The organism is Rhizobium sp. SAFR-030 (genome assembly GCF_059415005.1).
In genome coordinates this window covers 167,293-190,623 of record NZ_JBPFDO010000007.1, presented here as the reverse complement: position 1 = coordinate 190,623, position 23,331 = coordinate 167,293, and the positions used below count along the sequence as shown (strand labels likewise).

The 23,331-nt window shown below is 65.2% G+C and carries 18 protein-coding genes; 7 read left to right on the top strand and 11 right to left on the bottom strand.

Features of this window, described 5'->3' with window-relative positions; translation table 11 throughout:
* Positions 1-10 precede the first annotated feature (10 nt).
* Positions 11-1,399, top strand: coding sequence for an MFS transporter (locus ACR65N_RS20680; RefSeq protein WP_440458535.1), 1,389 nt, complete (start codon positions 11-13; stop codon positions 1,397-1,399).
* A gap of 29 nt (positions 1,400-1,428) precedes the next feature.
* Here ACR65N_RS20680 and purH read toward each other — a convergent pair whose 3' ends face one another.
* From purH to htpX, 4 genes are all read right to left on the bottom strand, one after another.
* Complete coding sequence (purH, locus tag ACR65N_RS20675) at positions 1,429-3,045, bottom strand: bifunctional phosphoribosylaminoimidazolecarboxamide formyltransferase/IMP cyclohydrolase (RefSeq protein WP_440458534.1); 1,617 nt, start codon at positions 3,043-3,045, stop codon at positions 1,429-1,431.
* A 95-nt stretch (positions 3,046-3,140) separates the two neighbouring features.
* Entirely contained in the window at positions 3,141-4,829 is a 1,689-nt protein-coding gene (locus tag ACR65N_RS20670) for a heparinase II/III family protein (protein WP_440458533.1), read from the bottom strand.
* Positions 4,830-4,934: 105 nt separating this feature from the next.
* Positions 4,935-6,350 (bottom strand): RsmB/NOP family class I SAM-dependent RNA methyltransferase, encoded by a 1,416-nt coding sequence (locus ACR65N_RS20665; RefSeq protein ID WP_440458571.1) that lies wholly within the window; start codon positions 6,348-6,350, stop codon positions 4,935-4,937.
* Positions 6,341-7,300 (bottom strand): zinc metalloprotease HtpX, encoded by a 960-nt coding sequence (htpX, locus tag ACR65N_RS20660; protein WP_440458532.1) that lies wholly within the window; start codon positions 7,298-7,300, stop codon positions 6,341-6,343. The genes ACR65N_RS20665 and htpX overlap by 10 nt, the downstream gene beginning before the upstream one ends.
* A gap of 114 nt (positions 7,301-7,414) precedes the next feature.
* Between htpX and ACR65N_RS20655 the strand changes: the two genes are divergently transcribed.
* Entirely contained in the window at positions 7,415-7,645 is a 231-nt protein-coding gene (locus ACR65N_RS20655; RefSeq protein WP_440458570.1) for a DUF1674 domain-containing protein, read from the top strand.
* On the opposite strand, the gene ACR65N_RS20650 is transcribed toward ACR65N_RS20655, so the two are convergent.
* Together ACR65N_RS20650 and ACR65N_RS20645 are read right to left on the bottom strand one after the other, a co-directional pair.
* Positions 7,642-8,040 (bottom strand): hypothetical protein, encoded by a 399-nt coding sequence (locus ACR65N_RS20650; protein WP_440458531.1) that lies wholly within the window; start codon positions 8,038-8,040, stop codon positions 7,642-7,644. The two genes, ACR65N_RS20655 and ACR65N_RS20650, sit on opposite strands and share 4 nt — an antisense overlap.
* A gap of 134 nt (positions 8,041-8,174) precedes the next feature.
* Entirely contained in the window at positions 8,175-8,393 is a 219-nt protein-coding gene (locus ACR65N_RS20645) for a hypothetical protein (protein WP_440458530.1), read from the bottom strand.
* 289 nt (positions 8,394-8,682) lie between these two features.
* Here ACR65N_RS20645 and ACR65N_RS20640 point away from each other — a divergent pair, with 289 nt between their 5' ends.
* Together ACR65N_RS20640 and ACR65N_RS20635 are read left to right on the top strand one after the other, a co-directional pair.
* A complete protein-coding gene (locus ACR65N_RS20640; RefSeq protein ID WP_440458529.1) occupies positions 8,683-10,833 on the top strand; it encodes an EAL domain-containing response regulator in 2,151 nt (716 codons plus the stop codon).
* A complete protein-coding gene (locus tag ACR65N_RS20635) occupies positions 10,830-13,328 on the top strand; it encodes an ATP-binding protein (protein WP_440458528.1) in 2,499 nt (832 codons plus the stop codon). The genes ACR65N_RS20640 and ACR65N_RS20635 overlap by 4 nt, the downstream gene beginning before the upstream one ends.
* 14 nt (positions 13,329-13,342) lie before the next feature.
* Here ACR65N_RS20635 and ACR65N_RS20630 read toward each other — a convergent pair whose 3' ends face one another.
* The gene (locus ACR65N_RS20630) at positions 13,343-14,320 is read right to left on the bottom strand and encodes a crotonase/enoyl-CoA hydratase family protein (RefSeq protein ID WP_440458527.1); all 978 of its coding nucleotides are present in this window, start codon (positions 14,318-14,320) and stop codon (positions 13,343-13,345) included.
* A gap of 182 nt (positions 14,321-14,502) precedes the next feature.
* Here ACR65N_RS20630 and ACR65N_RS20625 point away from each other — a divergent pair, with 182 nt between their 5' ends.
* Positions 14,503-15,009 carry a ferritin-like domain-containing protein gene (locus ACR65N_RS20625; protein ID WP_430307903.1) on the top strand — a complete coding sequence of 169 codons (507 nt, stop codon included), beginning with the start codon at positions 14,503-14,505 and terminating at the stop codon, positions 15,007-15,009.
* 54 nt (positions 15,010-15,063) lie between these two features.
* Entirely contained in the window at positions 15,064-15,942 is an 879-nt protein-coding gene (locus tag ACR65N_RS20620) for an MBL fold metallo-hydrolase (RefSeq protein ID WP_440458526.1), read from the top strand.
* 78 nt (positions 15,943-16,020) lie between these two features.
* On the opposite strand, the gene ACR65N_RS20615 is transcribed toward ACR65N_RS20620, so the two are convergent.
* Complete coding sequence (locus ACR65N_RS20615) at positions 16,021-17,742, bottom strand: catalase (RefSeq protein WP_440458525.1); 1,722 nt, start codon at positions 17,740-17,742, stop codon at positions 16,021-16,023.
* 196 nt (positions 17,743-17,938) lie between these two features.
* Here ACR65N_RS20615 and ACR65N_RS20610 point away from each other — a divergent pair, with 196 nt between their 5' ends.
* A complete protein-coding gene (locus ACR65N_RS20610) occupies positions 17,939-19,288 on the top strand; it encodes an APC family permease (RefSeq protein WP_440458524.1) in 1,350 nt (449 codons plus the stop codon).
* Between the two features lie 6 nt (positions 19,289-19,294).
* Here the strand turns inward: ACR65N_RS20610 and ACR65N_RS20605 are convergent, their stop codons facing one another.
* The 3 genes from ACR65N_RS20605 to ACR65N_RS20595 form a co-directional block, all read right to left on the bottom strand.
* The gene (locus ACR65N_RS20605) at positions 19,295-20,290 is read right to left on the bottom strand and encodes a P1 family peptidase (RefSeq protein ID WP_440458523.1); all 996 of its coding nucleotides are present in this window, start codon (positions 20,288-20,290) and stop codon (positions 19,295-19,297) included.
* 82 nt (positions 20,291-20,372) lie between these two features.
* The gene (amaB, locus tag ACR65N_RS20600) at positions 20,373-21,914 is read right to left on the bottom strand and encodes an L-piperidine-6-carboxylate dehydrogenase (RefSeq protein WP_440458522.1); all 1,542 of its coding nucleotides are present in this window, start codon (positions 21,912-21,914) and stop codon (positions 20,373-20,375) included.
* A gap of 43 nt (positions 21,915-21,957) precedes the next feature.
* Positions 21,958-23,241 (bottom strand): NAD(P)/FAD-dependent oxidoreductase, encoded by a 1,284-nt coding sequence (locus ACR65N_RS20595; protein WP_440458521.1) that lies wholly within the window; start codon positions 23,239-23,241, stop codon positions 21,958-21,960.
* Positions 23,242-23,331 lie beyond the last annotated feature (90 nt).

Here is a 23,331-nt window from a genome sequence, read left to right as displayed (position 1 = left end):
GAGGCGCGGCGTGTCGCAAGCAGGAGAGCAGGCGGGGCCCAAACCTCGACAGCGCGGAATCTGGGGCTGGATGCTGTTCGACTGGGCAGCCCAGCCCTTCTTCACCGTGGTCACCACCTTCGTCTTCGGACCGTACTTCGTCGCCCGGCTGACGGAGGATCCGGTCGCCGCACAGGCGATGTGGGGCAACATGGCGACGATCTCGTCGATCGTCATCGCCGTGATGTCGCCGGTCCTCGGCTCGATCGCCGATCAGTCCGGGCCGCGCAAGCCGTGGATCGCGGTGTTCGCCGCCATCAAGATCGGCGCGCTGTTCATGCTGTGGTTTGCGGCTCCCGGCTCCCCCATTCTGTGGCCGGTCATCTTCATGATCCTTGCCTCGATCGCTGCCGAATTTTCGATCGTCTTCAACGATTCGATGATGCCGCGGCTGGTATCGGCCGCCGATGTCGGGCGGGTTTCGAACACCGCCTGGGGCCTCGGCTATCTCGGGGGAATGATCGTGCTGATACTCGTCGTCGGCTTCCTCGCCTCCGATCCGCAAACCGGTGTGACGCTTTTCGGCCTGCCGCCGCTGTTCGGGCTGGATCCGGCACTCGGAGAGGACGCCCGTATCACTGGTCCGATGGCGGCGCTCTGGTACCTCGTCTTCATCCTGCCGATGTTCCTGTTCACCCCCGACGCCTCACCCGGAGTGCCTCTCCGCCCGGCCGTGTATCAGGGCCTGCGCGAGCTGCGCACCACGCTGTCGGAGCTGGTGCATCGCCGGCGATCCATCCTGCGCTTCCTGGTCGCGCGGATGCTCTACCAGGACGGCGTCAACGGCCTGCTGATCCTCGGCGGAACCTTCGCCGCCGGCATGTTCGGCTGGGTGACGCTGGAGATCGGCCTGTTCGGCATCCTGCTGAACGTGGTGGCAATCTTCGGCTGCCTCGTCGCCGGTCGCTTCGACCGGATCGCCGGCTCCAAGACGGTGATCATCATCAGCCTGGTGCTGCTGCTCGTGGCGACGCTCGGCATCGTCTCGACCGGGCCGGGCTATGTCTTCTTCGGGCTGCTGCCGCTGTCGGAGCTGGATGCCGGCGGGCTGTTCGGCACGGCGGCGGAGAAAGCCTACCTCGCCTTCGGCCTGCTGATCGGCCTGGCCTTCGGCCCGGTGCAGGCGTCGTCGCGATCCTTCCTAGCGCGCAGCGTCGCAATTGATGAGGCCGGCCGGTTCTTCGGCATCTACGCGCTGTCAGGCCGCGCCACCAGTTTCCTCGCGACGCTATCCTTCTCCGCTGTCACCTATGCGACGGGGTCAGCGCGGCTCGGCATGGCGACGCTGATCCTGTTCCTCGTCGCCGGCTTCCTGCTGCTCCTGCGAACCCCTTATCCGGCGGGCGGGGCAGAGCAGTAGGCCTATGACTGCCTACTGCCTGTTGCCACTCAGTGGCGGAAGTGGCGCATGCCGGTAAACACCATGGCCACGCCGTGCTCGTCGGCAGCGGCGATGACTTCCTCGTCACGCATCGATCCGCCCGGCTGGATAACGGCGGTGGCGCCGGCGGCGATCATCGACAACAGCCCGTCGGCGAACGGCAGGAAGGCTTCCGAGGCGACTGCCGAACCGCGCGTCATCGGCTCCGCCCAGCCCATGGCGCGTGCCGCTTCCTCGGCCTTCAGGCCGGCGATGCGGGCCGAATCGACGCGGCTCATCTGGCCGGCACCGATGCCGGCAGTCTGGCCGTTCTTGGCGTAGACGACGGCGTTGGACTTGACGTGCTTGCCGACCTTGAACGCAAACTTCATGTCGATCAGCTCCTGATCGGTCGGCGCACGCTTGGTCACGACGCGCAGATCGAGATCCTCGACCATGCCGTTGTCGCGCGTCTGCACCAGCAATCCGCCCGACACCGTCTTGGCGGTCAAGCCGCGCGAGCGGGGATCCGGCAGGCCGCCGGCGACCAGCAGGCGCAGGTTCTTCTTCGACGCGATGATGGCCTTGGCCTCGTCCGAGGCATCCGGCGCGATGATGACTTCGGTGAACAGCTTGACGATCTCTTCCGCCGTCGCCGCATCGAGCATCTGGTTGAGCGCGATGATGCCGCCGAAGGCCGAGGTGCTGTCGCAGGCAAGGGCTCGTTTGTAAGCCTCGACCAGCGAGCCGCCGATGGCCACGCCGCAGGGGTTGGCGTGCTTGATGATGGCGCAGGCCGGCCCGGCTTCGGACGGGAATTCCGCCACCAGCTCATAGGCCGCGTCGGTGTCGTTGATGTTGTTGTAGGACAGCTGCTTGCCCTGGATCAGGGTGGCCGTCGAGACGCCCGGCCGCTTGTCGCCGGTCAGGTAGAAGCCGGCCGACTGGTGCGGGTTCTCGCCGTAGCGCATCTCCTGCGACAGCATTCCGCCGACCGTCCGGTAGCGCGGCATCTCGATGTCGAGCGCTTCAGCGAACCAGTTGGAGATCATCGTGTCGTAGGCTGCCGTGCGGGCATAGGCCTTTGCCGCCAGCTTCTGGCGGAAGGCATAGGCGGTCTGGCCGTCGTCCGAGCGCAGCGCCTCGATCAACTGCGGATAGTCCTGGGCATCGGTGACGACGGTGACATAGGCATGGTTCTTGGCCGCCGCGCGGATCATCGCCGGGCCGCCGATGTCGATGTTCTCGACGGTCGTCGGGTAGTCGCCGCCGGCCGCCCGGACTTCTTCGAACGGATAGAGGTTGATGACGGCGAGATCGATGGCGCCGATGCCGTGTTCCTGCATCGCCGCCTGGTGATCGACGTCGTCACGGATGGCGAGCAGGCCGCCATGGACGTTCGGATGCAGGGTCTTGACGCGTCCGTCCATGATTTCCGGAAAGCCGGTGACGTCGGAAACGTCGGTCACCTGAAGGCCCGCCGCTGCGAGCGACTTGAAGGTGCCGCCGGTCGACAGCAGCCGCACGCCATGCTCGGCAAGCGCGCTCGCAAGCTCGACGATGCCGGTCTTGTCGGACACCGACAGGAGCGCGGTGCGGATTTTCACCTTGTCGGGAGCGGGGATCATTTTCGAGACGACGGCCATCGGGGAACTCCGTGCTGGGAATGCGCCCCTGTTGGCGGGCGCCGGATGCGGGCCGCGTTAGCACAGCTTGGCGCCGGAGGAAATCGCTAAGGGCGCTACACCTGCTGCTTCAGCATCCAGCGCAGGTCGGTCGTCTCCGGAAGCGAGATCTCGATCAGCAGCTGTTCGCTCGGCCGCATGCCGGAGACGTCGGCGAAAAACACGTCCTCGCCGATCTGCACGTGCTGGCCGGGCGCCGAGAAGAGCCAGGTCTCGCCATCCGGCGCCTCGAGAGAAACGCTGTCGACATCGACCCGCGTCAGGGTGACCGACGGGTGGATATGGAAGCGCGCGGTTGCCGTCACCCGCTGTCCCTGGGGTCCATCGGCGTCTGCGTCCGGCACGAAGAAATGATCGTAGCCCTTGATCTTGTTGCCCTTCGCCGCAAGGCCGATCTCCCGCTGGTGGAGATAGCCGAAGGGCCGCACGTATCCATCATGGGCGGCGCGCAGCCAGTCGTTGCCATAGGCGTCCTCCCAGCGTTCGGAGACCAGCACGTCGACCGCCTCCAGCATCAGCGGCCCGATCAGCGCCGACGGCGTGACGCGTGCCGAGGATGTCTCGCCGAGCGTGACGGTGGAGTGCGCGGCGGTCGCCCGCGACAGCTGGCGATAGGTGCGTCCGGCAAAGGTCGGCGCCCCGGAATTGACGATGAAGCGGCTGCGCCCGGCGGAAAACTCGAAGGACAGGCAGCCGGCATGCGCGCTGCGCGACAGTTCGGCCGACAGTGGCTGTCCAGTATCGACGAGCAGCGTAGTGTCGCCGGCGGTCAGGCGATGGTAGTGGCTGTGCGGCAGGGCCTTGAACGGCTTTCCGCCGGTCTCGTCGTAGCGCAGCACCGACATCAGCTCGGTGGCCGGCGTCGCGCTGGCACCGTTGAACAGGGCGAGATCGCCGTCCTGGTGGCGGAAGAAGCGCAGCGCTGGGAAGATCCGGTCGATCGTCGGGATCAGCTTGGCCGGCACGTCATGGCCGAGATTGACGTAGGTCTGGCGCAGCGGCAGCAGATCGAGCAACAGGTCAAGCGCCGCCCGCGGATTGCGCGACACGTGCCCGCCATCGGCGAGGATCTGCGCCTCGAGTTCGCGGTCCAGCCGCTGGCCCTCGCGCCGCACGAGCTTTTCCGGCGACGGCATGGCAAGCGACGCCATGGCCAGCGCGATGCGGATCCGCAGCCGTGCCTCGCCCATCGGCAGGCAGTCGATCGCCCGGCGCAGGTAGCGCCGCTGGAAGGCCAGGCAGCGCATGAAGCGACGGTAGAAGCCGGCCTCGGCGCCATGCAGCACGACGGGCGAGTGCGAGAGCCAAGCGATCATCCGTTCGGCGGCCACATGCGGCTCCCAGCCGTGGCCCGACAGCCGGCGACCGTGCACCTGCATCCACGATGCCATCAGCGTTCGCGCCTGGGCGCGCGCCTCGTTTGTCCGCAGCGCCCGCATATGCCGCAGCCAGGCGAACGAATGCAGACGCTCGGCGAAGGCCCGCGACGGCAGCTGCTGCAGGAATGGGGATTCATCGCCGGCATCGAAGAGCCTGCCGGCAAGCCGGAAACGTCCGGACATGATCTCTTCCGCGACGAAGCTGTCGACAGCCCTGAGGTCGGTCGGAGCGACGACCAGCCGGTCAGGCGCCTGGAGACCGATCTTGCCGGCGAGCATGCGCACCGGCATCAGCCGACGGCAGAGGCGCCTGCGCGTCTCCGTCAGTCCCAGAGCAACAAATCGACGGCGCTCGGCCAGCTGCATGTTCGATACCGGAAATCTGGATGGACGCCTCCCGCGCCCAGCCATCCGGCTCGGCGCGCTGTCCATGACAAGATCCGAATTTGCGCTGTTATGGTGAATAAAGTCTTAGCGGCGGCGCAGCACGCAGGCGAAGAAGCCGTCCATGCCGCCGGCATAGCCGTCGCCCGGCGGCAGCATCGCCGGCGTGGTGCGGAACTCGCCGGCTGCGTTGATCGCCTGTTCCAGCCCCGGCCAGTCTCCGGAACGGATCGACACGCGCTCGACCGACGGATCTTCCGCCACCAGACGGGCCACGAGCTCCTCGCCTTCCAGGGGATCGAGCGAGCAGTTTGAAAACACGATCAGGCCACCGGGCCTTACGAGCGTCACGGCATGGCGCAGCATGCGCGCCTGGAGGCCCGCGAGCTTTTCAATGTCAGAGATGCCCTTGGTCCACAGCACGTCCGGATGGCGGCGGGTGGTGCCGGTGGACGAGCAAGGCGCATCGAGGAGGACGCCGTCCAGGAGTTCTTCCGGCCGGTAGTCGAAAAGGTCCGTCTCGAGGATCTCGACGTCGAGATCGAGCCGGGCGAGGTTTTCCCGCAGCCGCACCGTACGGTTGGCGGATTGTTCGATGGCGACGACCTTAGCGCCCATCGCCGCGAGCTGCGCCGTCTTGCCACCCGGTGCGGCGCAGAGATCGGCGATCCGCTTTCCGGCAATGTCGCCGAACAGCTGCGCGGGAATGGCGGCGGCGGCATCCTGGACCCACCAGGCGCCCTCGTCGAAGCCGTCGAGCGACGGGATCTTGCCGTCGAAGGCGGCAAGCCTGAGGCTGCCGGTCGGCAGGATCTTTGCCTTCAGCCGCTCCGCCCAGACCTCGCGATCCGCCTTTACCGTCAGATCGATGGGAGCCGGCGTCAGCTGCGCCTCGGCGATCTTGAACGCGTCGTCCGCGCCATAAGCCTTGTCCAGCCGCTTGCGGTACCAGTCCGGAACCGGCGAGATCTTCGAAGACTGTTCGAGGATGACGTCGCGCTCGCGCTCCAGGCGCCGCAGGATGGCGTTGACCAGCTTGGCGAAACGACGGTTGCGCGGATCGCGATTGGCCTGCTCGACGGCAAGATCGACGGCCGCATGCGCCGGAATGTCGAGATAGAGGATCTGCGCGGCGCCGATCAGCAGCACGTGCTGCAGCGCCCGCGCCCCGGCAGGCAGTGGCGTATCGAGAAGCGAGGCGATGGCGGCCTCTATGCGCGGCATGTGCCGCAGCGTGGCGTTCAGGATCGCCCGGGTCAGCGCCCGGTCGGCATCGCTGAGCACCTTATAGGCGGGATTGCCGTGGCCGGCATCCAGCATTCCGTCGAGCGGCGTACGCTTGTCGACGACGGCGGCGAGGATCTTCGCGGCTGCCAGCCGTACGTCGAGACCAGGCTTTTCGGCGAACGGCGAAGTTCCCGGAGCCGATTGCGGGCGATCCGCCTGCCGCGATGGTTTCGGACGGTTGTTGTTGTTCTTCTTGTCGTCAGCCTTCAAGACCAGGGACCCTTGCGCGGTTCGTCGTTCGAACGCTCCGACCCGGTGGTGGGCACGGAGCGCGATCTGCGGCTGGGTCTAGCAGCGGAAAAGCTGGCCGTCGAGGCTGCGCCGGAATGCGATGCCATGGAATGCAGGGCGGCAATCCGGTTTTCGGTGTTCGGGTGGGTGGAGAACAGATTGTCCATCCGCTCGCCCGACAGCGGATTGATGATGAACATGTGCGCGGTCGCTGGATTGCGCTCGGCATCCGGATTGTGGATCACCTGCGCCGCGCCGGCGATCTTGCCGAGCGCCGAGGCGAGCCACAGCGGATTGCCGCAGATCTCGGCGCCGCGCCGGTCGGCCGAGTATTCGCGCGTCCGGCTGATCGCCATCTGCACCAGCATCGCGGCAAGCGGCGCGACGATCATCGCCACCAGCACGCCGATGAAGCCGAGCGGATTGTTGTTCTCGCGGTTGCCGCCGAAGAAGAAGGCAAAGTTGCCGAGCATCGAGATCGCACCGGCAAGCGTGGCGGTGATCGTCATGGTGAGCGTGTCTCGGTTCTGGATATGCGCAAGCTCGTGGGCCATGACACCGGCGACCTCTTCCGGCGTCAGCCGCTCGAGTAAACCGGTCGAGGCTGCGACCGCGGCGTTCTGCGGATTGCGCCCGGTGGCGAAGGCATTCGGCTGCGGGCTTTCGTAGACATAGACGCGCGGCATCGGCAGGCCGGCATTGGCCGACAGGTCGCGGATCATGTGGAAGAATTCCGGCGCATTTCGCCCGTCCACCTCTTGCGCCCGGTAGGCCGACAGCACCATCTTGTCGGAATTCCAGTAGGAAAACAGGTTCATGCCGGCGGCGATGAGGAAGGCGATCATCATGCCGCCGCGGCCACCGATGAGGAAGCCGACGCCCATGAACAGGGCGGTCATGAAGGCCAGGAGCATGGCGGTGCGGATCATGTTCATCGTCATTTCCCTAAAAATGCAGCAGCGGCGCTGGTCCCGACACTGCGATATGCCTAGGATGTGGTCAATTCACGGGCTCTTTTCAATATGACCGACAAGCAGGACGAGCAGGCCATGCAGAAGCCGGACAACGACAATCACGAGACGGCAGCGACGGCTGACGCACCGGTCGAACCCGTGGCGAAGGTTCTGACGCCGGCCGCACAGCGGGCGCTTCGGGAAGCCGAGGAGCGTCGCGCGAGCGAGAGAGGGCCGGAACTGCCGGCAGAGCTTGGCGGCCGCGGCGGCGCCGACCCGGCGCGCTTCGGCGACTGGGAGATCAACGGCAGGGCGATCGACTTCTAGAGGTGTTCGGGAGCTTCGGCTTCCGGCGGCTCTGAGCGGACCGACTCGGCTTCGTTCTGCGCGATCCATGTCTGGAGTGCGGCAATGACCGAAAGCCGCAGGCTTGCGCCACGCGCCAGTGCCCGCGTCAGCGATGCGTGGCCGCGCTCGAACCCCATCTCGAGCATTGCCTCGGCAGGCGTGATCCGCCGCGCGATGATGATCCGCTCGATGCGCTGGACGGTCTGCGGCAGCAGATAGCGACCGTTGGCGATCGGCGGCACGTGGCCCACCCCCACATCCGGCTGCCCTTCCTCCGTCACCTGCCGCAGGAATTCCGAACGCTCGGCGGCAGTCGCCCGCGCCCAATGCTTGAGGAGCTTGTCGAGAGGAGTGCGGTCGCGCTGCTTGGCCATCCGGGATCCGATTCTGTCTAGCCCGCATGTAGCCGATCGACGCCATTACCGCGACGGAAAATCGACAGCCGGGCGTATGGCGGCGTGCTGCGGCAGATTGAAGGGTCAGGATGAAGCAAGCTTCCGGAGAGGCTCTATTTGTCCGGCTCGTCCGGCAGTGGCTTCAGCATCTGCTTCAGCTGGTCCGGGTGTTTGACGCCGAAAAGGTACCAGTCCACCAGTGAACGGGCGACCAGCGCAGCCTCCGGTGTTTCCACCCCGATGCCGCGTTCGACGCAGACCTCCTCAAGAACCTGTCGCAGGAATGCCAGGTCGTTGGCGTCCAGTGTGTCGTAGGATGAGAATGCCATCATCCCTTTTTCCCCGTGCCCTCACGCAGGAAAGCCTAGGTGGTATATTAGGAACCGTCAAAGCAAAGCTGGACGGCGTCTCGTCTCTTTTCCAAGGTGTGATGAGACTGCAACGCAGGCGGCATCCGGGCCGGTGTCCGATTATGAATCGCCCGCCTTCTACGTTTTAGCGCTTTCTTAATGTATGCGCCCCTATTCTGGCAGAGAACGTGTCCGGCCAGGCGCGCATAGACGAGGCATCCATGCTTGCCACGCATGCGGACGCCAGTGCCGAAATGATATCGGATCAGGGATGCCCTTAATTGTTATACTCGACGATCAGGAGACCAACCGTCGCATTTTCGAGAGGTTAGCATCCTCGGTCGAAGATGGGATCGCGATCAGGATCTTCGGTGATCCGACCGTGGCCCTGCGGGCGTTCGAAGAGGGCGTCGTCCCCGATCTTATCGTTACCGACTACAAGATGCCTGTCATGGACGGCGAGGGTTTTATCCGCGCCCTGCGGGCACTGCCCGGTTTTTCGGAAATCCCGGTAATGGTGATTACCGTCTACGAGGAGCGCAGCTTCCGCATGCGCGCGCTGGAAGCCGGCGCGACCGATTTCCTGCAAAGCCCTGTCGATCACCAGGAATTCGTCGTCCGCGCCCGCAATCTCCTGAAGATGCGCAAGCAGCAGCAATTGCTGGAGAACCGCGCCGAGGATCTCGCCAAGGAACTGGCGACCAGCGAACAGTCACGCGAGGCGGCCCTTCGCGATTCCAGCGAGCGCCTGGCGCAGGTCATCGATACGGTGCCGGCCATGGTCAGCGCCAGCGACTGCAACAACCGCATCCTGTTTGCCAATGCCTTCGTCGGCACCTTCTTCGGCTGCGATCCTGCCGAGCTGGTCGGCAAGACCGGCGACCTGCTGGTCGATGCGGAGCAGGCCGGCCCGAACCGGACGCTGGACCGCAAGGTGATCCGCGGCGGTGAGGCGTTGAAGAGCTTCGAGAGGACGCTGACCGATGCCAAGGGCGAGAAGCGCGTCCTGCTGACCACCAAGAGCCCCCTGCGCGACGGCAACGAGGCGATCGTCGGCGTGCTGACCAGCGCGCTGGACATTACCGAACGCAAGCGCGCCGAAGAGCACCTGCTGCACGCCGCGCGCCACGACGAACTGACGGACCTGCCGAACCGCAACTATCTCTACGACCGGCTGCGCCGCGAAGTGGCCCGTGCCCGCCGTGGTGACCGGTCGTTCGCGCTGCATTTCATCGACGTCGACGAATTCAAGAGCATCAACGACCTGCTGGGTCACGATGCGGGCGACGCATTCCTCAGGGAAGCGGCGCGCCGGCTGTCGGCCATCGTCGGGCCGGGCGATATGCTGGCGCGGCTTGGTGCCGACGAATTCGCCATCCTGCAGATCCTCAACCAGCCGGGCGACGCAGCCGGCGACCTCGCCCAGCGCATCATCGATGAGCTTGGGGTGCCCTTCAGTCATCTGGACCGCCAGGCATCGTGCGGCGCGAGCGTCGGCGTCACCTTCTACCCGATCGACGGCACCGACGTGACGCAACTGGTGAAGAATGCAGATCTCGCCGTTCAGCAGGCAAAGAACGGCGGCGGCAACCAGTTCCGCCTCTACGACGCCAACATGACCGACCGCATCCGCAACAACGCCTTCCTCGACGGCGAGCTGCGCACGGCGATCGACCAGCAGCAGTTTGTCCTGCACTACCAGCCGCAGATCTCCGCAACCACCGGCGAGATGGTCGGTGCCGAAGCGCTTCTGCGCTGGATGCATCCCGAGCGGGGCATGGTCGCGCCCGGCGAATTCCTGCTGAGGGCCGAAGAAAACGGACTGATCGTGCCGATCAACGAGTGGGTGCTGCATGAGGCCTGCCGCGAAGCGAAAACCTGGCAGCGGCTCGGGCTCGGCCATCTGCGGATCGGCGTCAACCTCTCGCCGGTGCAGTTCCGCCGGGTGAACGTCGCCGCCCTGGTTGTCCGCGCCCTCGATGCGTCCGGCCTCGATCCGCATTGCCTCGACATCGAGATCACCGAAAACATCGTCATGGAAGACACCGACGCGGTGGTCTCGTCGCTCAAGCACATCGCCGAACTCGGCGTCGGCATTTCGGTCGATGATTTCGGCACCGGCTATTCGTCCCTGAACTACATCAAGCAGTTCCCGATCGACCGCATCAAGATCGATCAGTGCTTCATCCGCAACATGGTAGCGGATCCGAGCGACCATACGATCGTCCGAACCGTCGCCCATCTCGGCCACAGTCTCGGCCTGACTGTGGTCGCGGAAGGCGTCGAGACGGAAGAGCAGGCGAACCTGCTGAAGGCCGACGGATGCGACGTGATGCAGGGCTACCTGTACGGCCGCCCGATGCCGGCCAGCGACCTGATCGCGCTTGCCCTGCCCGGCGGCAGGCTCGAGCGCATCGCATGACAAAATCGCGAGCCTTCCCCTTCGACAGGCTGTTCGAGCGGCCGTTCTCGGCGTCGCTGAAGGACATGCGCGCGCTGCTGCGCGACCGCCCGGACACAGAACACGAGCTGACGGCCAACCGGTTGATCCTGTCTTCGGCGATCCTCATCTACCTGGTGGTTGCCCGCGCCGCCGGCTCCGAGGCTGCCGCCGCGGCCCTCAGCGTCGCGACCATTCCCGTGCTGCTGTTCGAGATGTTCGCGGCCGGCCTGTTCATCCATATCCTCTGCTATCCCGGCGTCTCCCCGATCCGGCGCGTCGCCGGGATCATCGCCGACGTCAGCATGTTCTCGTACGGACTGCACGCCAGTGGCGAAGCAGGCGCGGCGCTGTTCCTCGTCTACTTCTGGGCGGTGCTCGGCAACGGTTTCCGGTTCGGCGTCGTCTACCTGGCAATCTCCGCATTTGCCGCGGTGGGCGGCTTCCTCCTCGTCTACCGGACGACAGACTTCTGGCAGGAGCAGCCAACCGTGGCGCTTGGTCTCGTCGGGGCGCTGATCGTCATACCCGCCTATTCGGCCAAGCTCATCCGCAAGCTGTCGCAGGCCAAGCGCGAGGCCGAGGAGGCAAGCCAGGCGAAAAGCCTGTTCCTCGCCAGCATGAGCCACGAGTTGCGCACCCCGCTGAATGCCATCATCGGTCTCAGCGATATGCTGACGCAGATGAAGCTGCATCCGGAACATCGCGACATGGTGCGCACCATCGGCCGCTCCGGCCGCTCCCTGCTGTCGCTGATCGAGGCCGTTCTCGACCTCTCCCGCATCGAAGCCGGACAGACGACGGTTCGGACCGAAAAGGTCGACCTGCCGCTGCTTCTGGGTGATGTGCGGTCGATGATCGGCGTCAATGCCGAGCGCAAGCAGTTGCGCATCACCCTGCACATGGAAAGCGGTACGCCACGCTTCGTGATGACGGATCGCCGGCACCTGGAAGAGATCCTGCTCAACCTCGCCAGCAATGCGGTCAAGTTCACCGAAACCGGACATGTACGCATAGAGCTATCCTACGACCGGACGGAGACGGGCGACATGCTGCGTGTCGAAGTCGCCGATACCGGCATCGGTATCGACGCTTCCGCGCATGCCCGGATTTTCGATCGCTTCACTCAGGCCGACGGCACGATCCTCGATCGTTTTGGCGGAACCGGCCTTGGTCTGGCAATCGTCAGGCAGCTGGTGCGGGCCATGGGTGGCGACATCGGCGTCAACAGCGCGCCGGGCGAAGGCAGCACCTTCTACTTCCACCTGCCGACGGAAGCCGTCGACGAAGATCTGGTTCCCGACGTCAGGCTGCCGCCATTCGTGTTCATCGGCGAGACCGCCGGCCTGCCGGAGAGCCTGCGCCGGATCGCGCTTCCCGCAGCGACGGCCGACGACGCCGTCGGAGCGGTGAGAACACTGCATGCGGAAACCGGGCAGCGGCCGCTCGTCTTCATCGACGCTCAGACGCCTGGTCTGTCGCCGGCCAAGGCCGCCAGGACGCTTCTCGAGTCGCTGGACAGATGCGGCGAGCCGGTGCTCGTGCTGTTCAACCGCGACGAGGAAGACATCCGCCTGCTGCCGGCCATGCGCGACCTGTTCTTCTGCGTCATCGGCAGCGATGACCCTTCACGCTTCGCCAACATTGCCGCACTCCTGTCGCGTGGCGACGGCGATGCCGAAGGTGCTGCCATTCCGGCCGATCCCGCACAATCCTGGCGGATCCTCATAGCCGACGACAACAAGACGAACCAGATGGTGCTCGGCAAGGTGCTGGAGATGGCCGGGCATCGCCACGAGATTGTCGAGGACGGCGAGGCTGCCGTCGAGCGGATGCTGAAGGGCGATCTCGACCTGGTGCTGATGGACGTCAACATGCCGGTCATGAACGGTATCGAGGCAACGAAATTCTACCGCTTCGCATCGCTGGGAAGTCGGCAGATCCCTGTCATCGCAGTGACGGCCGACGCAACCGAGGAGGCGGCCCGCCGCTGCCTGGAAGCCGGCATGGCGGCCTGCGTCACCAAGCCGGTCGAGCCGCGCTATCTCCTGGAGGTGATCGGCTCGATCCTTGCGGATATGGTGCCGGAACAGGCCGACGAGATCCCGGCTGCAGACGACGACGCGCCGAAGGACCATCCGGTCATCGATCCCGCCACCTGCGACGCGCTGGAAAAGCTCGGCGGCTCGGAGTTCGTTGATGCGCTGCTCATCCAGTTCGCCGAGGATTCCGTCACCGCCTTGAAGGCGCTAGCCGACGCGGTTGCCGAGGAGAACGTTCAGGAATTCCGGAATTCGGCGCATGCGCTGCGAAGTGCGGCGGCCAATGTCGGCGCCATGCGAATCTACCAGATGTGCCTGGACTGGCGGGAGATCAATGATCCCCAGCTTGCCAACGAGGGCGAGCGACACGTCCATCACCTGCGCGACGAATTTCAGAAATTCCGCTCGGTGATCTCCGAACGCCGCGCATCCTGATCAGCTGCCGCGCCTCACCGGGCGCCGGCAGTTCTGCCCGCTTCCAGCCGCTTCGTCTGCGCCAGGCGCAGGCGGTCGATCTTGCGCAGGTCCGCATCTTCCAGCTGCATGGCCGCTTCCACCCAGAGGTCGACGACGTCGATCAGCTCCTGGTGGGTCAGCGGATTGACGCGCCGCTTCACCTCGCGCAGCGTCCGGTAGATCATATGCTTGCGCGAATGGCGGGTGATGAATTCCCGCACCGCCGCCTCGCCCTGCCCGTCCTCGACGACGAGATCGACCAGGCCCATCTCGAAGAGATCGTCGGCGCTGTAGATCTGCCCGCCCATGATCATCTTCGTGGCGCGCGTCGGATCGAGTCGGCGCGACAGGAAGCTGTAGGCGCCCATGCCGGGAAACAGGTTGAACAGGATTTCAGGCAAGCCGAACTTGGTGCTCTTCTCGGCGATGATGAGATCCGACGCCATGGCCGCCTCGAAGCCGCCGCCCAGCGCATCGCCCTGAACCAGCGAGATCAGCACGATCGGCAGATCGAGGCTCATCGACGAGGAATAGACGAGATCGACGCAATCAAGCGCATAGCGGCGCAGGCCCTCGCGGTCGCGGCTGCGGATGTGCTGGGCAAAGTAGCCGAGGTCGCCGCCGAGGTTGAAGATCTTCGGCATCTTCGAGCCGTTCACCAGGTAGAGGAGCGGCAGCCCGTCGTCGGCACGGTCGAACAGCGACTGGATCTGGCCGCGCAGGCGGCTGAGATCGGCCAGCAGGCCAGGCGTGTAGCTCGGTGCCTCGACCGGATTCATGAAGTACCAGAGGGTGCGCAGCGCCGGATCGACCCGCACCTCGAGATTGTCGTAGTGCGTTGCGGCAAAACGAAGCTCGATCGGCAGCGTGATATCGACCGATGCCTCTGCCCGCTGCGCATCCTGCGCGACGCCGGCCGGAGGCGGCGTCCCCCGGTGTGCGAGATGCGTATACTCGGATGCGTCCGCCATGAGCGACCCCTTGATTGGATGAGGCATCCTAGCAGACAAGCCGCGTCTGCGAAGCATCACGGTTAACAAATCCTTAAACTTGCTTAACGGCGATGGTTAATCCGCCCCTCCCCGAGACTCAGCAGAGAAGGAACTCTGCAGATCCTTGGTGGTTAGTCAGCCCGAGCCAACAGGAGGACAACATGGCAGACGCACGCAGCATCTTCGTCACCGGACTGAAAAATGCCCACGCTATGGAGAACCAGGCACTCTCGATCATGAAGCCGCAGGTCTCGCGAATCGAGAACTACCCGGAAGTGGCAACCCGGCTGGAGCAGCACATCCGCGAGACGGAAGGTCAGATCGCCCGCCTCGAGCAGATCCTGACGTCGATCTCGGAAAGCCCGTCGGCGATGAAGGACATGGCTCTGTCGATGGGCGGTTCGATGGCGGCGATCGGCCACAGCGTCGCGGGCGACGAGATCATCAAGAACTCGATCGCCAACTTCGCCTTCGAGAATTACGAGATCGCCGCCTACAAGTCGCTGCTGACGGTGGCCGAACTGGGTGGCTTTGCCAGTGCGACCTCGGCGCTCCAGGCCAACCTCGACGAGGAGATCGCCATGGCCCGCTGGATCGACGACAACCTGCGCAGCGTCACCATGAAGTTCGCCTCGCTGAAGGAAGCCGGCGCCACCGCCAAGATCTGACGCAGGGGCGTCCGGTACGGACGGACGCCCGGGAACGAGTGAGGACTTGAACCGATGGTAAACCAGATCCCGCTGCACCAGGCCGATCTTGCACCTGTCCAGGAGGCCGCCGACGGCACCCGCAAGATCCTGCCCGATCTCAGCTACAGGCGCCTGGCGCTGGTCAACGTCGTCTTCGTCGGCACGCCGTCCGGCGCCGGCGACTGGGTGCTCATTGACGCGGGCCTGCCGACCTCGGCGGAGACGATCGCCACCTGTGCCGAGAAGCGCTTCGGCCGGCGGCCAGCCGCCATCGTCATGACGCATGCGCATTTCGATCATGCCGGGTCCGTCAAGACATTGGCGCAGCAGTGGGACGTGCCGGTCTACGCCCATCCGCTGGAAGTGCCGTATCTTAACGGCACCTCCTACTACCCGCCGGCCGATCCGACCGTCGGCGGCGGCGTGATGTCGCTCCTGTCGCCGCTCTTCCCGCGCTCGCCCGTCGATCTGGGGCCGCGCGTCAGGCCGCTGCCGTTCGACGGTTCGATCCCGCACATGCCCGGCTGGCGGTGGATCCATACGCCTGGCCACGCGCCGGGACACGTATCGTTCTGGCGCGAGAGCGACCGGACATTGATCGTCGGCGACGCCTTCGTCACCACCGGTCAGGAATCGGCCTACGAGGTGGCAATGCAGACGCCGGAGATGCATGGGCCTCCACGCTACCTGACACCGGACTGGGACGAGGCTGAAAAATCCGTCGCGGCGCTTGCGGCACTGGAGCCGGAGCTGGTGATCACCGGCCATGGCCGACCCGCCAAGGGTGCGGGGATGCGCGCCGCGCTCCACCGCCTGGCGCAGGATTTTGTCGAGATCGCCGTGCCGAAGCATGGGCGCTATGTCGATGATCCGGCGCAGCCCTCCCGGCCCGACAACGACGCCTATCGCTGAGAGCGCCCCTACAGGCATGCAAAACAAGAGGCGGGCGGATGAAGATCCGCCCGCCTCCTGTCGTCGAGCCTTGAGCCTTTACTCGGCTGCCTGCTCGGTCATCGTATGGGTCGGCAGGCGGCCATTCAGCACGTCTTCGGCGCGCGCCTTGTGGTTCTTCACCGAGCTCGTCCACTGGCCCCAGACCGTTGGATCGATGGTGTCGCCATTGCTGCCAAGGTTTTGCAGGCGCCGCTGCTCGTCGTCCGTCAGCACCTGCTTGGGCAGCGGGCCGAGACCCTTCACGTCGGCTGCCGTGATGCCGAGCGTCTCGCCCACCCGGCGACCGTACTCGTCATGCACCAGGAAGAAGTGCCAGACCATCCGCTCCTGAACATCGCGCTGACACTGGCCGAGCAGATCGCCCATGTTGAAGATCAGGTCGTCCCGCTCCCAGTCCATCATCGTGCAGAAGCGACCGCGTGCCTGGACGTAGTCGTTGCGCCGCTCAAGCACGGCACGGGTCAGCGGACCGCGGATCTCCGGCGGGTTGTTCGGCTGCTCGCGCGGGCTTTCCTTCAGCCCGTCATGGATCGACGGCTCGTAGTTCACGTGCGGGTTCTGGCCGGGCGCCAGATCGCGCTGGAAGCTCATCTGGCCGCCGGACAGGTTGGTCGAGACCGTCGCGCTCTTCGGCTGGTTGACCGGCAGTTGCAGGTAGTTGGTGCCAACCCGGTGGCGCTGCGTATCCGAGTAGGAGAAGGTGCGGCCGACCAGCATCTTGTCGTCCGAGAAATCCAGGCCGTCGACCAGGACGCCGGTCCCCATGGCGATCTGTTCGTTCTCGTTGAAGAAGTCCTGGACATTGCGGTTGAGCGTCATGACGCCGACGTGGCGCAGCGGGAAGTCCTTTTCCGGCCAGATCTTGGTATCATCCAGCGGATCCCAGTCGAGTTCCGGATGATCGTGATCCTCCATGAGCTGCACGTACATGTCCCACTGGGGATAGTCGCCCTTCTCGATCGAGGTGAAGAGATCCTTCGATGCCGAGCCGAAATCCTGGCCCTGCACCTTGGCGGCCTCTTCGGCGGTCAGGCTGGCGAGGCCGGCGCGCGGGTGGAAGTGATACTTGACGAGGACCGTCTCGCCCTTGTCATTGACCATCTTGTAGGTGTTGACGCCGAACCCTTCCATGTGGCGATAGCTCGCCGGAATGCCGCGCGGGCTGAACAGATGCGTCAGCATGTGCATGGATTCGGGCGTCTGGCTCATGAAGTCGAAGATCCGGTTCGGCTCCTGGCGGAAGGTGACCGGATCCGGCTTCAGCGAATGGATGACGTCGGGAAACTTGATCGCATCGCGGATGAAGAACACCGCAAGATTGTTGCCGACGAGATCCCAGTTGCCGTCCTCGGTATAGAACTTGACGGCAAAGCCACGCGGATCCCGGGCGACTTCCGAGGAATCGCGGCCGCCGATGACCGTCGAGAAGCGGATGGCGAGCGGCGTCTTCTTGCCGGGCTGCTGGAACAGCTTGGCGCGGGTGTATTTGGAGGCCGGCTCGTCGCCGATCTTGCCCGTCGCTTCGAAATCGCCATAGCAGACGAATCCGCGCGCATGCACCACCCGTTCCGGGATGCGCTCGCGATCGAAATGGGTGATTTTCTCGAGGAACTGATAGTTCTCGAGCGTTGCCGGGCCGCGGCTGCCGACTGTTCGGGTCGACTGATTGTTGCTGATCGCATGGCCCTGTCGGTTGGTCAGTACGCGATCTTCGGTGCCGGGGCGCATGGTCCCGTCGGACTTCTTGATATCGTCCATATCCATCTCTTCCTTATTCCTGGATGGGGCCGCACCAGGAGCGCGCGCGACCGCCTTACGGCTAACCATGCAGACTGCCACTTGTTCCGGATGGGAGGCATCGAATTCGCACCGTTTCCCGTCAAGGTGGAACCCAGATAAGCTCCGCGCGTTCCGGCTCGATCACAGGAGGGAGGGGTTCATGCAGGAAGATCATATGGCTCAGAACCTGGGCCAGCAGCCGGAACTGAAACGGGTCATGGGACCGGGGCTGCTTCTGCTGTTCATCGTCGGCGATATTCTCGGCACCGGCATCTATGCGCTCACCGGCGAGGTGGCGGCAGAGGTGGGTGGCGTCGTCTGGCTACCCTTCCTGGTCGCTTTCGTCGTCGCTCTGCTGACCGCGTTCAGCTATCTCGAGCTGGTGACGAAGTATCCGCAGGCGGCTGGCGCAGCACTCTATACGCACAAGGCCTTCGGCATCCATTTCATAACCTTCCTGGTCGCTTTCGCGGTCATGTCTTCCGGCATCACCTCGGCATCCACTGCGTCGCGCGCGTTCGCCGCCAACTTCACGGCCTCCATCGGCTTGGAAGGTGGCGACTGGCTGGTGACCCTCGTCGCGCTCGCCTTCGTGGCGCTGGTCGGGCTCGTCAACTTCCGCGGCGTCGGAGAGAGCGTCAAGCTCAACGTCGTGCTGACCATCGTCGAACTCAGCGGTCTGCTGCTGATCATCGGCATAGGCTTCTGGGCGATTGCCGGCGGACAGGGCGATGTCTCGCGCGTCTGGACCTTCGAGACCACCGGTGACCGCAGCGTCATCTGGTCGGTGGTTGCGGCAACGACGCTCGCCTTCTTCGCCATGGTCGGCTTCGAAGATTCGGTGAACATGGCCGAGGAGTGCAAGGATCCGAGCCGCATCTTCCCCAAGGTGCTGCTCGGCGGCCTGGTGCTGACCGGCGTCATCTACGTGCTGGTATCCATTTCGGCGATCACCCTGGTGCCGGCATCCGAACTCGGCGAGGGCGAGACGCCGCTCCTGAAGGTGGTTCAGGCGGGCGCTCCCGGCTTCCCGATCGGCGTCTTCGGCCTCATCACCATGTTTGCCGTCGCCAATTCGGCGCTGATCAACATGATGATGGCAAGCCGGCTGATCTACGGCATGGCGCGCGAGAAGGTACTGCCGGCGATCCTCGGCAAGGTGCACAGCGAGCGACGCACGCCCTTCATCGCCATCGTCTTCACCACCTTGATCGCAGCGGCACTGATCACCTTTGCCGGTGGTGTTCCGGCGCTCGGCGGCACGACGGCGCTGCTGCTGCTCTGCGTCTTCACCATCGTCAACATCGCCGTGCTGGTGCTGCGCAAGGACAAGGTGGAGCACAAGCACTTCCGCACGCCGACAGTCGTGCCGGTGCTGGGGGCTCTCACCTGCGCATTTCTCGCCGGTCCGTGGACCGGTCGTGATCCGCAGCAGTACGTGATTGCCGGCATACTGCTGGCGCTCGGCGTCTTCCTATGGTTCGTCACCGTTCGGGTAATGAAGGCGGCAGCAGAGCCCGCTTGAGATGGATCAGGCCTGGCGATCGCGCCAGGCCGCTTGCGCCCCCTCCACCGGCAGCGACGTCGCTTCGAAGATGCCACGCGCCACGGCCCGCGCGAAGGTCAGCGTCGCCAGATGGCAAAGCTCCATGAACTCGACCGGCTCGCCTAACGGTCGCGCACCTGTTGCCGCGGCAAACACCGTATCGCCGTCGGCTGGCAGGTGGGCCGGCAGGATCGCCCGCGCCAGCCCGTCATGCGCCATGATCGACAGCCGGTGTGCCTGCGCCTTGGTGAGAATGGCGTCGGTGACGACGATGCCGATGGTCGTTGCCTTGAGGTTCACGCCCTTCAGCCGCAGAGCGACGTCGGCGGCGGTGAATTCAGGCGGCAGGCCGAGCCCGCCGAATTCTGCGCCCACTTCGAAGGGTGCGGCCCAGAAGCACCGGCTGTCGCCGATGGTGGCGGAGCCCAGCGCGTTGACGGCAACCAGCGCCGCCACCGTGTGACCCGCCGACGATAAGGCGCTGGCGGAACCGAGGCCACCTTTGAAGGTGGCGGTCGTCGCCCCTGTGCCTGCACCGACGGTGCCGAGTGAGAAGTTCTCCCTGCGCGCCGCCCGAAATGCCGCATAGCCCATGTCACGATAGGGAGAATGCAGGCCCCAATTCTTGTCGCCGCCATTCAGCAGGTCCATCAGGATCGCCTGCGGGACGATCGGCACCCGCGTCGAGCCTACATGCAGGCCGCGACCAATCTCGCGCAGGCCGGCCTGTACGCCGCCCGCCGCATCCAAACCGAAGGCCGAGCCGCCGGAAAGCACCAGCGCATCGACCCTCTCCACCGTCATCGCCGGGTCGAGAAGCGCCGTATCGCGGCCGCCCGGCGCGCCGCCGAGCACGATGCCCGACGCCATTGCCGGTTCGTCGAATACCACGACCGTAACACCCGATCCGAGCTGCAGGTCGGTGGCGTGACCAACGCTCAGGCCGGCGATATCGGTCAGCAGATTGAGGCGGGCAGTCATTGCGGATCCTCGGTCAGGCGATTCGAGGAGAGAGTAACGCCTCTCTCCTCCCCTGTCCCGCCGGGCAGATCCGTGATCGCGATCAGCCGATGTCGAACTTCACGCCCTGTGCCAGCGGCAGGGTGCGGCCGTAGTTCAGCGTGTTGGTAGCCCGGCGCATGTAGGCCTTCCAGGAATCGGAGCCGGACTCGCGACCGCCGCCGGTTTCCTTCTCGCCGCCGAAGGCACCGCCGATTTCGGCGCCCGAGGGGCCGATGTTGACGTTGGCAATCCCGCAGTCCGAGCCGATGGCCGAGATGAAGGCCTCGGCCTCCCGCATGTCGTTGGTGAAGATCGACGACGACAGGCCCTGCGGCACGCCGTTGTGCATCTCGATTGCTTTGTCGAACTCGGAATAGCGGATTACGTAGAGGATCGGCGCGAAGGTTTCTTCGACGACCGGGCCGCACTGCGTCGGCATCTCGACGATCGCCGGGCGTACGTAATAGGCATTGGAAGCCTCGTCCGACAGCACCCGCTCGCCGCCGGTGACCGAGCCGCCCTCGGCCTTGGCGGCATCCAGCGCCTTCTGCATGCCCTCGAAGGACGGCTGATCGATCAGCGGGCCGACGAGGTTGCCGTCAACCATCGGATTGCCGATGGTGACCGACTGGTAGGCGCTCTTCAGGCGCGGAACGAGCGTATCGTAGACGCTGTCATGGACGAACAGGCGGCGCAGCGACGTGCAGCGCTGGCCAGCGGTTCCCATCGCCGAGAAGGCGACGCCGCGCAGCGTGAGGTCGAGATCGGCAGTCGGCGTGACGATCGCGGCATTGTTGCCGCCAAGCTCGAGGATCGAGCGGGCGAAGCGCTTGGCAAGCCGCGGGCCGACGGCCCGGCCCATGGCCGTGGAGCCGGTGGCCGAAACCAGCGGCACCTTGGCATGATCGACCAGCACCTCGCCGATCTCGCGGCCGCCGATGATCACCGTCGACAGGTTCTCGGGTGCCACGCCACCTTCCGCGACGAAGCGCCTGACGGCCTTCTCGAAGACGGCCTGTGTGGCGAGCGCCGTGAGCGGCGTCTTTTCCGACGGCTTCCAGACGGTGGAATTGCCGCACACCAGAGCCAGGGCGGCATTCCACGACCAGACGGCGACCGGGAAATTGAAGGCCGAGATGATGCCGGTGACGCCGAGCGGATGCCAGGTCTCCATCATCCGATGGTCGGCGCGTTCGGTGGCGATGGTGAGGCCGTAGAGCTGGCGCGACAGACCGACGGCAAAATCGCAGATGTCGATCATTTCCTGGACTTCGCCGAGACCTTCCGAGGTGATCTTGCCGACTTCGATGGAGACGAGACGGCCAAGGTCAGCCTTTGCGGCGCGCAGTTCCTCGCCGAGCAGGCGGATCAGTTCGCCGCGCTTCGGTGCCGGCACCTTGCGCCATTCGAGAAATGCCTGGTGGGCGGCATCGATGGCCGAGGCGGCACCGTCCGCCGAGATCTCCGGCAGCTTGCCGATCTCGGTACCGGTAATCGGCGAACGGACGGCGAGCGTGCCGCCGGTGAACTGGCTTTCGGCAACGCCGAGCTTGGAAATGATGCTGTTGACCTCGGAAGCGAGGTCGAGAGTGGCGAGGGTCATGGTGGTCCTTCTCGTCTTTTCGGAACCCGGTTGCGGCGCGCGGTCAGAACCGGTTGCCGGCCAGGTGGGCGATCTGAGCGCCCGCTTCGTAATAGGTTTCCTTCAGCGCCCGGAAGGCCGGTGTCTTCGGGTCGGTCAGCGGCAGCGGCAGGTCCTCTTCGGCAAGCTGCCCCAGGACATGCTGCGCCAGAACCTTGCCGAACACCGTGCCGGGCGCAATTCCGCGACCGTTATAGCCGGAAAAACCGACGACGCGATCGGCGAACTTGTGGAAGCGCGGCAGGGCGTTGTCGGTCATGCCGATCTGCCCGTACCACTCGGCTTCGAACTCCACGTCGCCGAGTTGCGGAAAGAGCTTTTTTAGCGCCCGCCGTGCCCAGCCCTTGTGGATGGCCGTGCCGGTGCCGCGCAGCGCGCCGACCGATCCGAACACCAGGCGGCCCTGGCGATCCATGCGGAACGACGACAGGATTTCCCTTGTATCCCAGCAGCCCTCGCGCTCCGGCAGGATCGAGCGGCGCAGGTTGTCGGAAAGCGGCACGGTTGCGAGGTTGAAGTAGGGCAGGTAGACCTGCTCGTTGCGCACGGCAGCGAACGGACCTGTCGTATAGGCGTCGGTTGCGACGATGACCCAGTCGGCGGTCACGCTGCCGGCGCCCGTCGACACGGCATGGCGGCCGCCGTCAGTTCTCCAGGCCGTCACCGGGCTTCCCGTGTAGATGAGCACGCCGGCCTTAAGGGCCGCCTGCGCCAGACCCCGCGCATAGGCGAGCGGCTGCAGCGTTCCCGCCCGGCGATCGAGAAGCGCGCCGCGATAGCCGCGTGCGCCGACCCGGCGTGCGGTTTCCGCAGCATCCAGCACCTCGACAGGCGCTCCGCGCTTGCCCCACTGGCGGCCGCGTTCCTCGATTTCCTTGAGACCGTCATCGCCGACAGCGCAGTGCAGCGTGCCGCTGCGGGTCAGCTCGCAATCGATCGCGTGCCGGTCGATCAGCGCCATCACCGCCTGCGGGCCGTTGCCGAGAATGTCCAGCAGGCGCTCGCCATGCACGGCACCAAGTTCGCCCGGCAGATCGTCCGGCATCACCCACATGCCGGCATTGATGAGCCCGACATTGCGCCCGGCTCCACCGAAGCCGATGTCCTTGGCCTCCAGCAGAACCACCGAACGACCGGCTTCCGCCAGATGCAGGGCTGCCGAGAGGCCGGTATAGCCACCGCCAATCACCACGACGTCGGCGGTCTGGCTGCCGCTCAGCGGGACCGTCGCAGGCGACGGCGGCGCAGTCTTTTCCCACAGGCCGTGGGAGCGAGGATCGTTGTACATGATGGATGTCCGAATGCGCCGATACCCGACCTTTACAGCCGCGGCCGATCAGTGAATATCGAATTCTTCTCAACAGTTCATTCTCCGGAG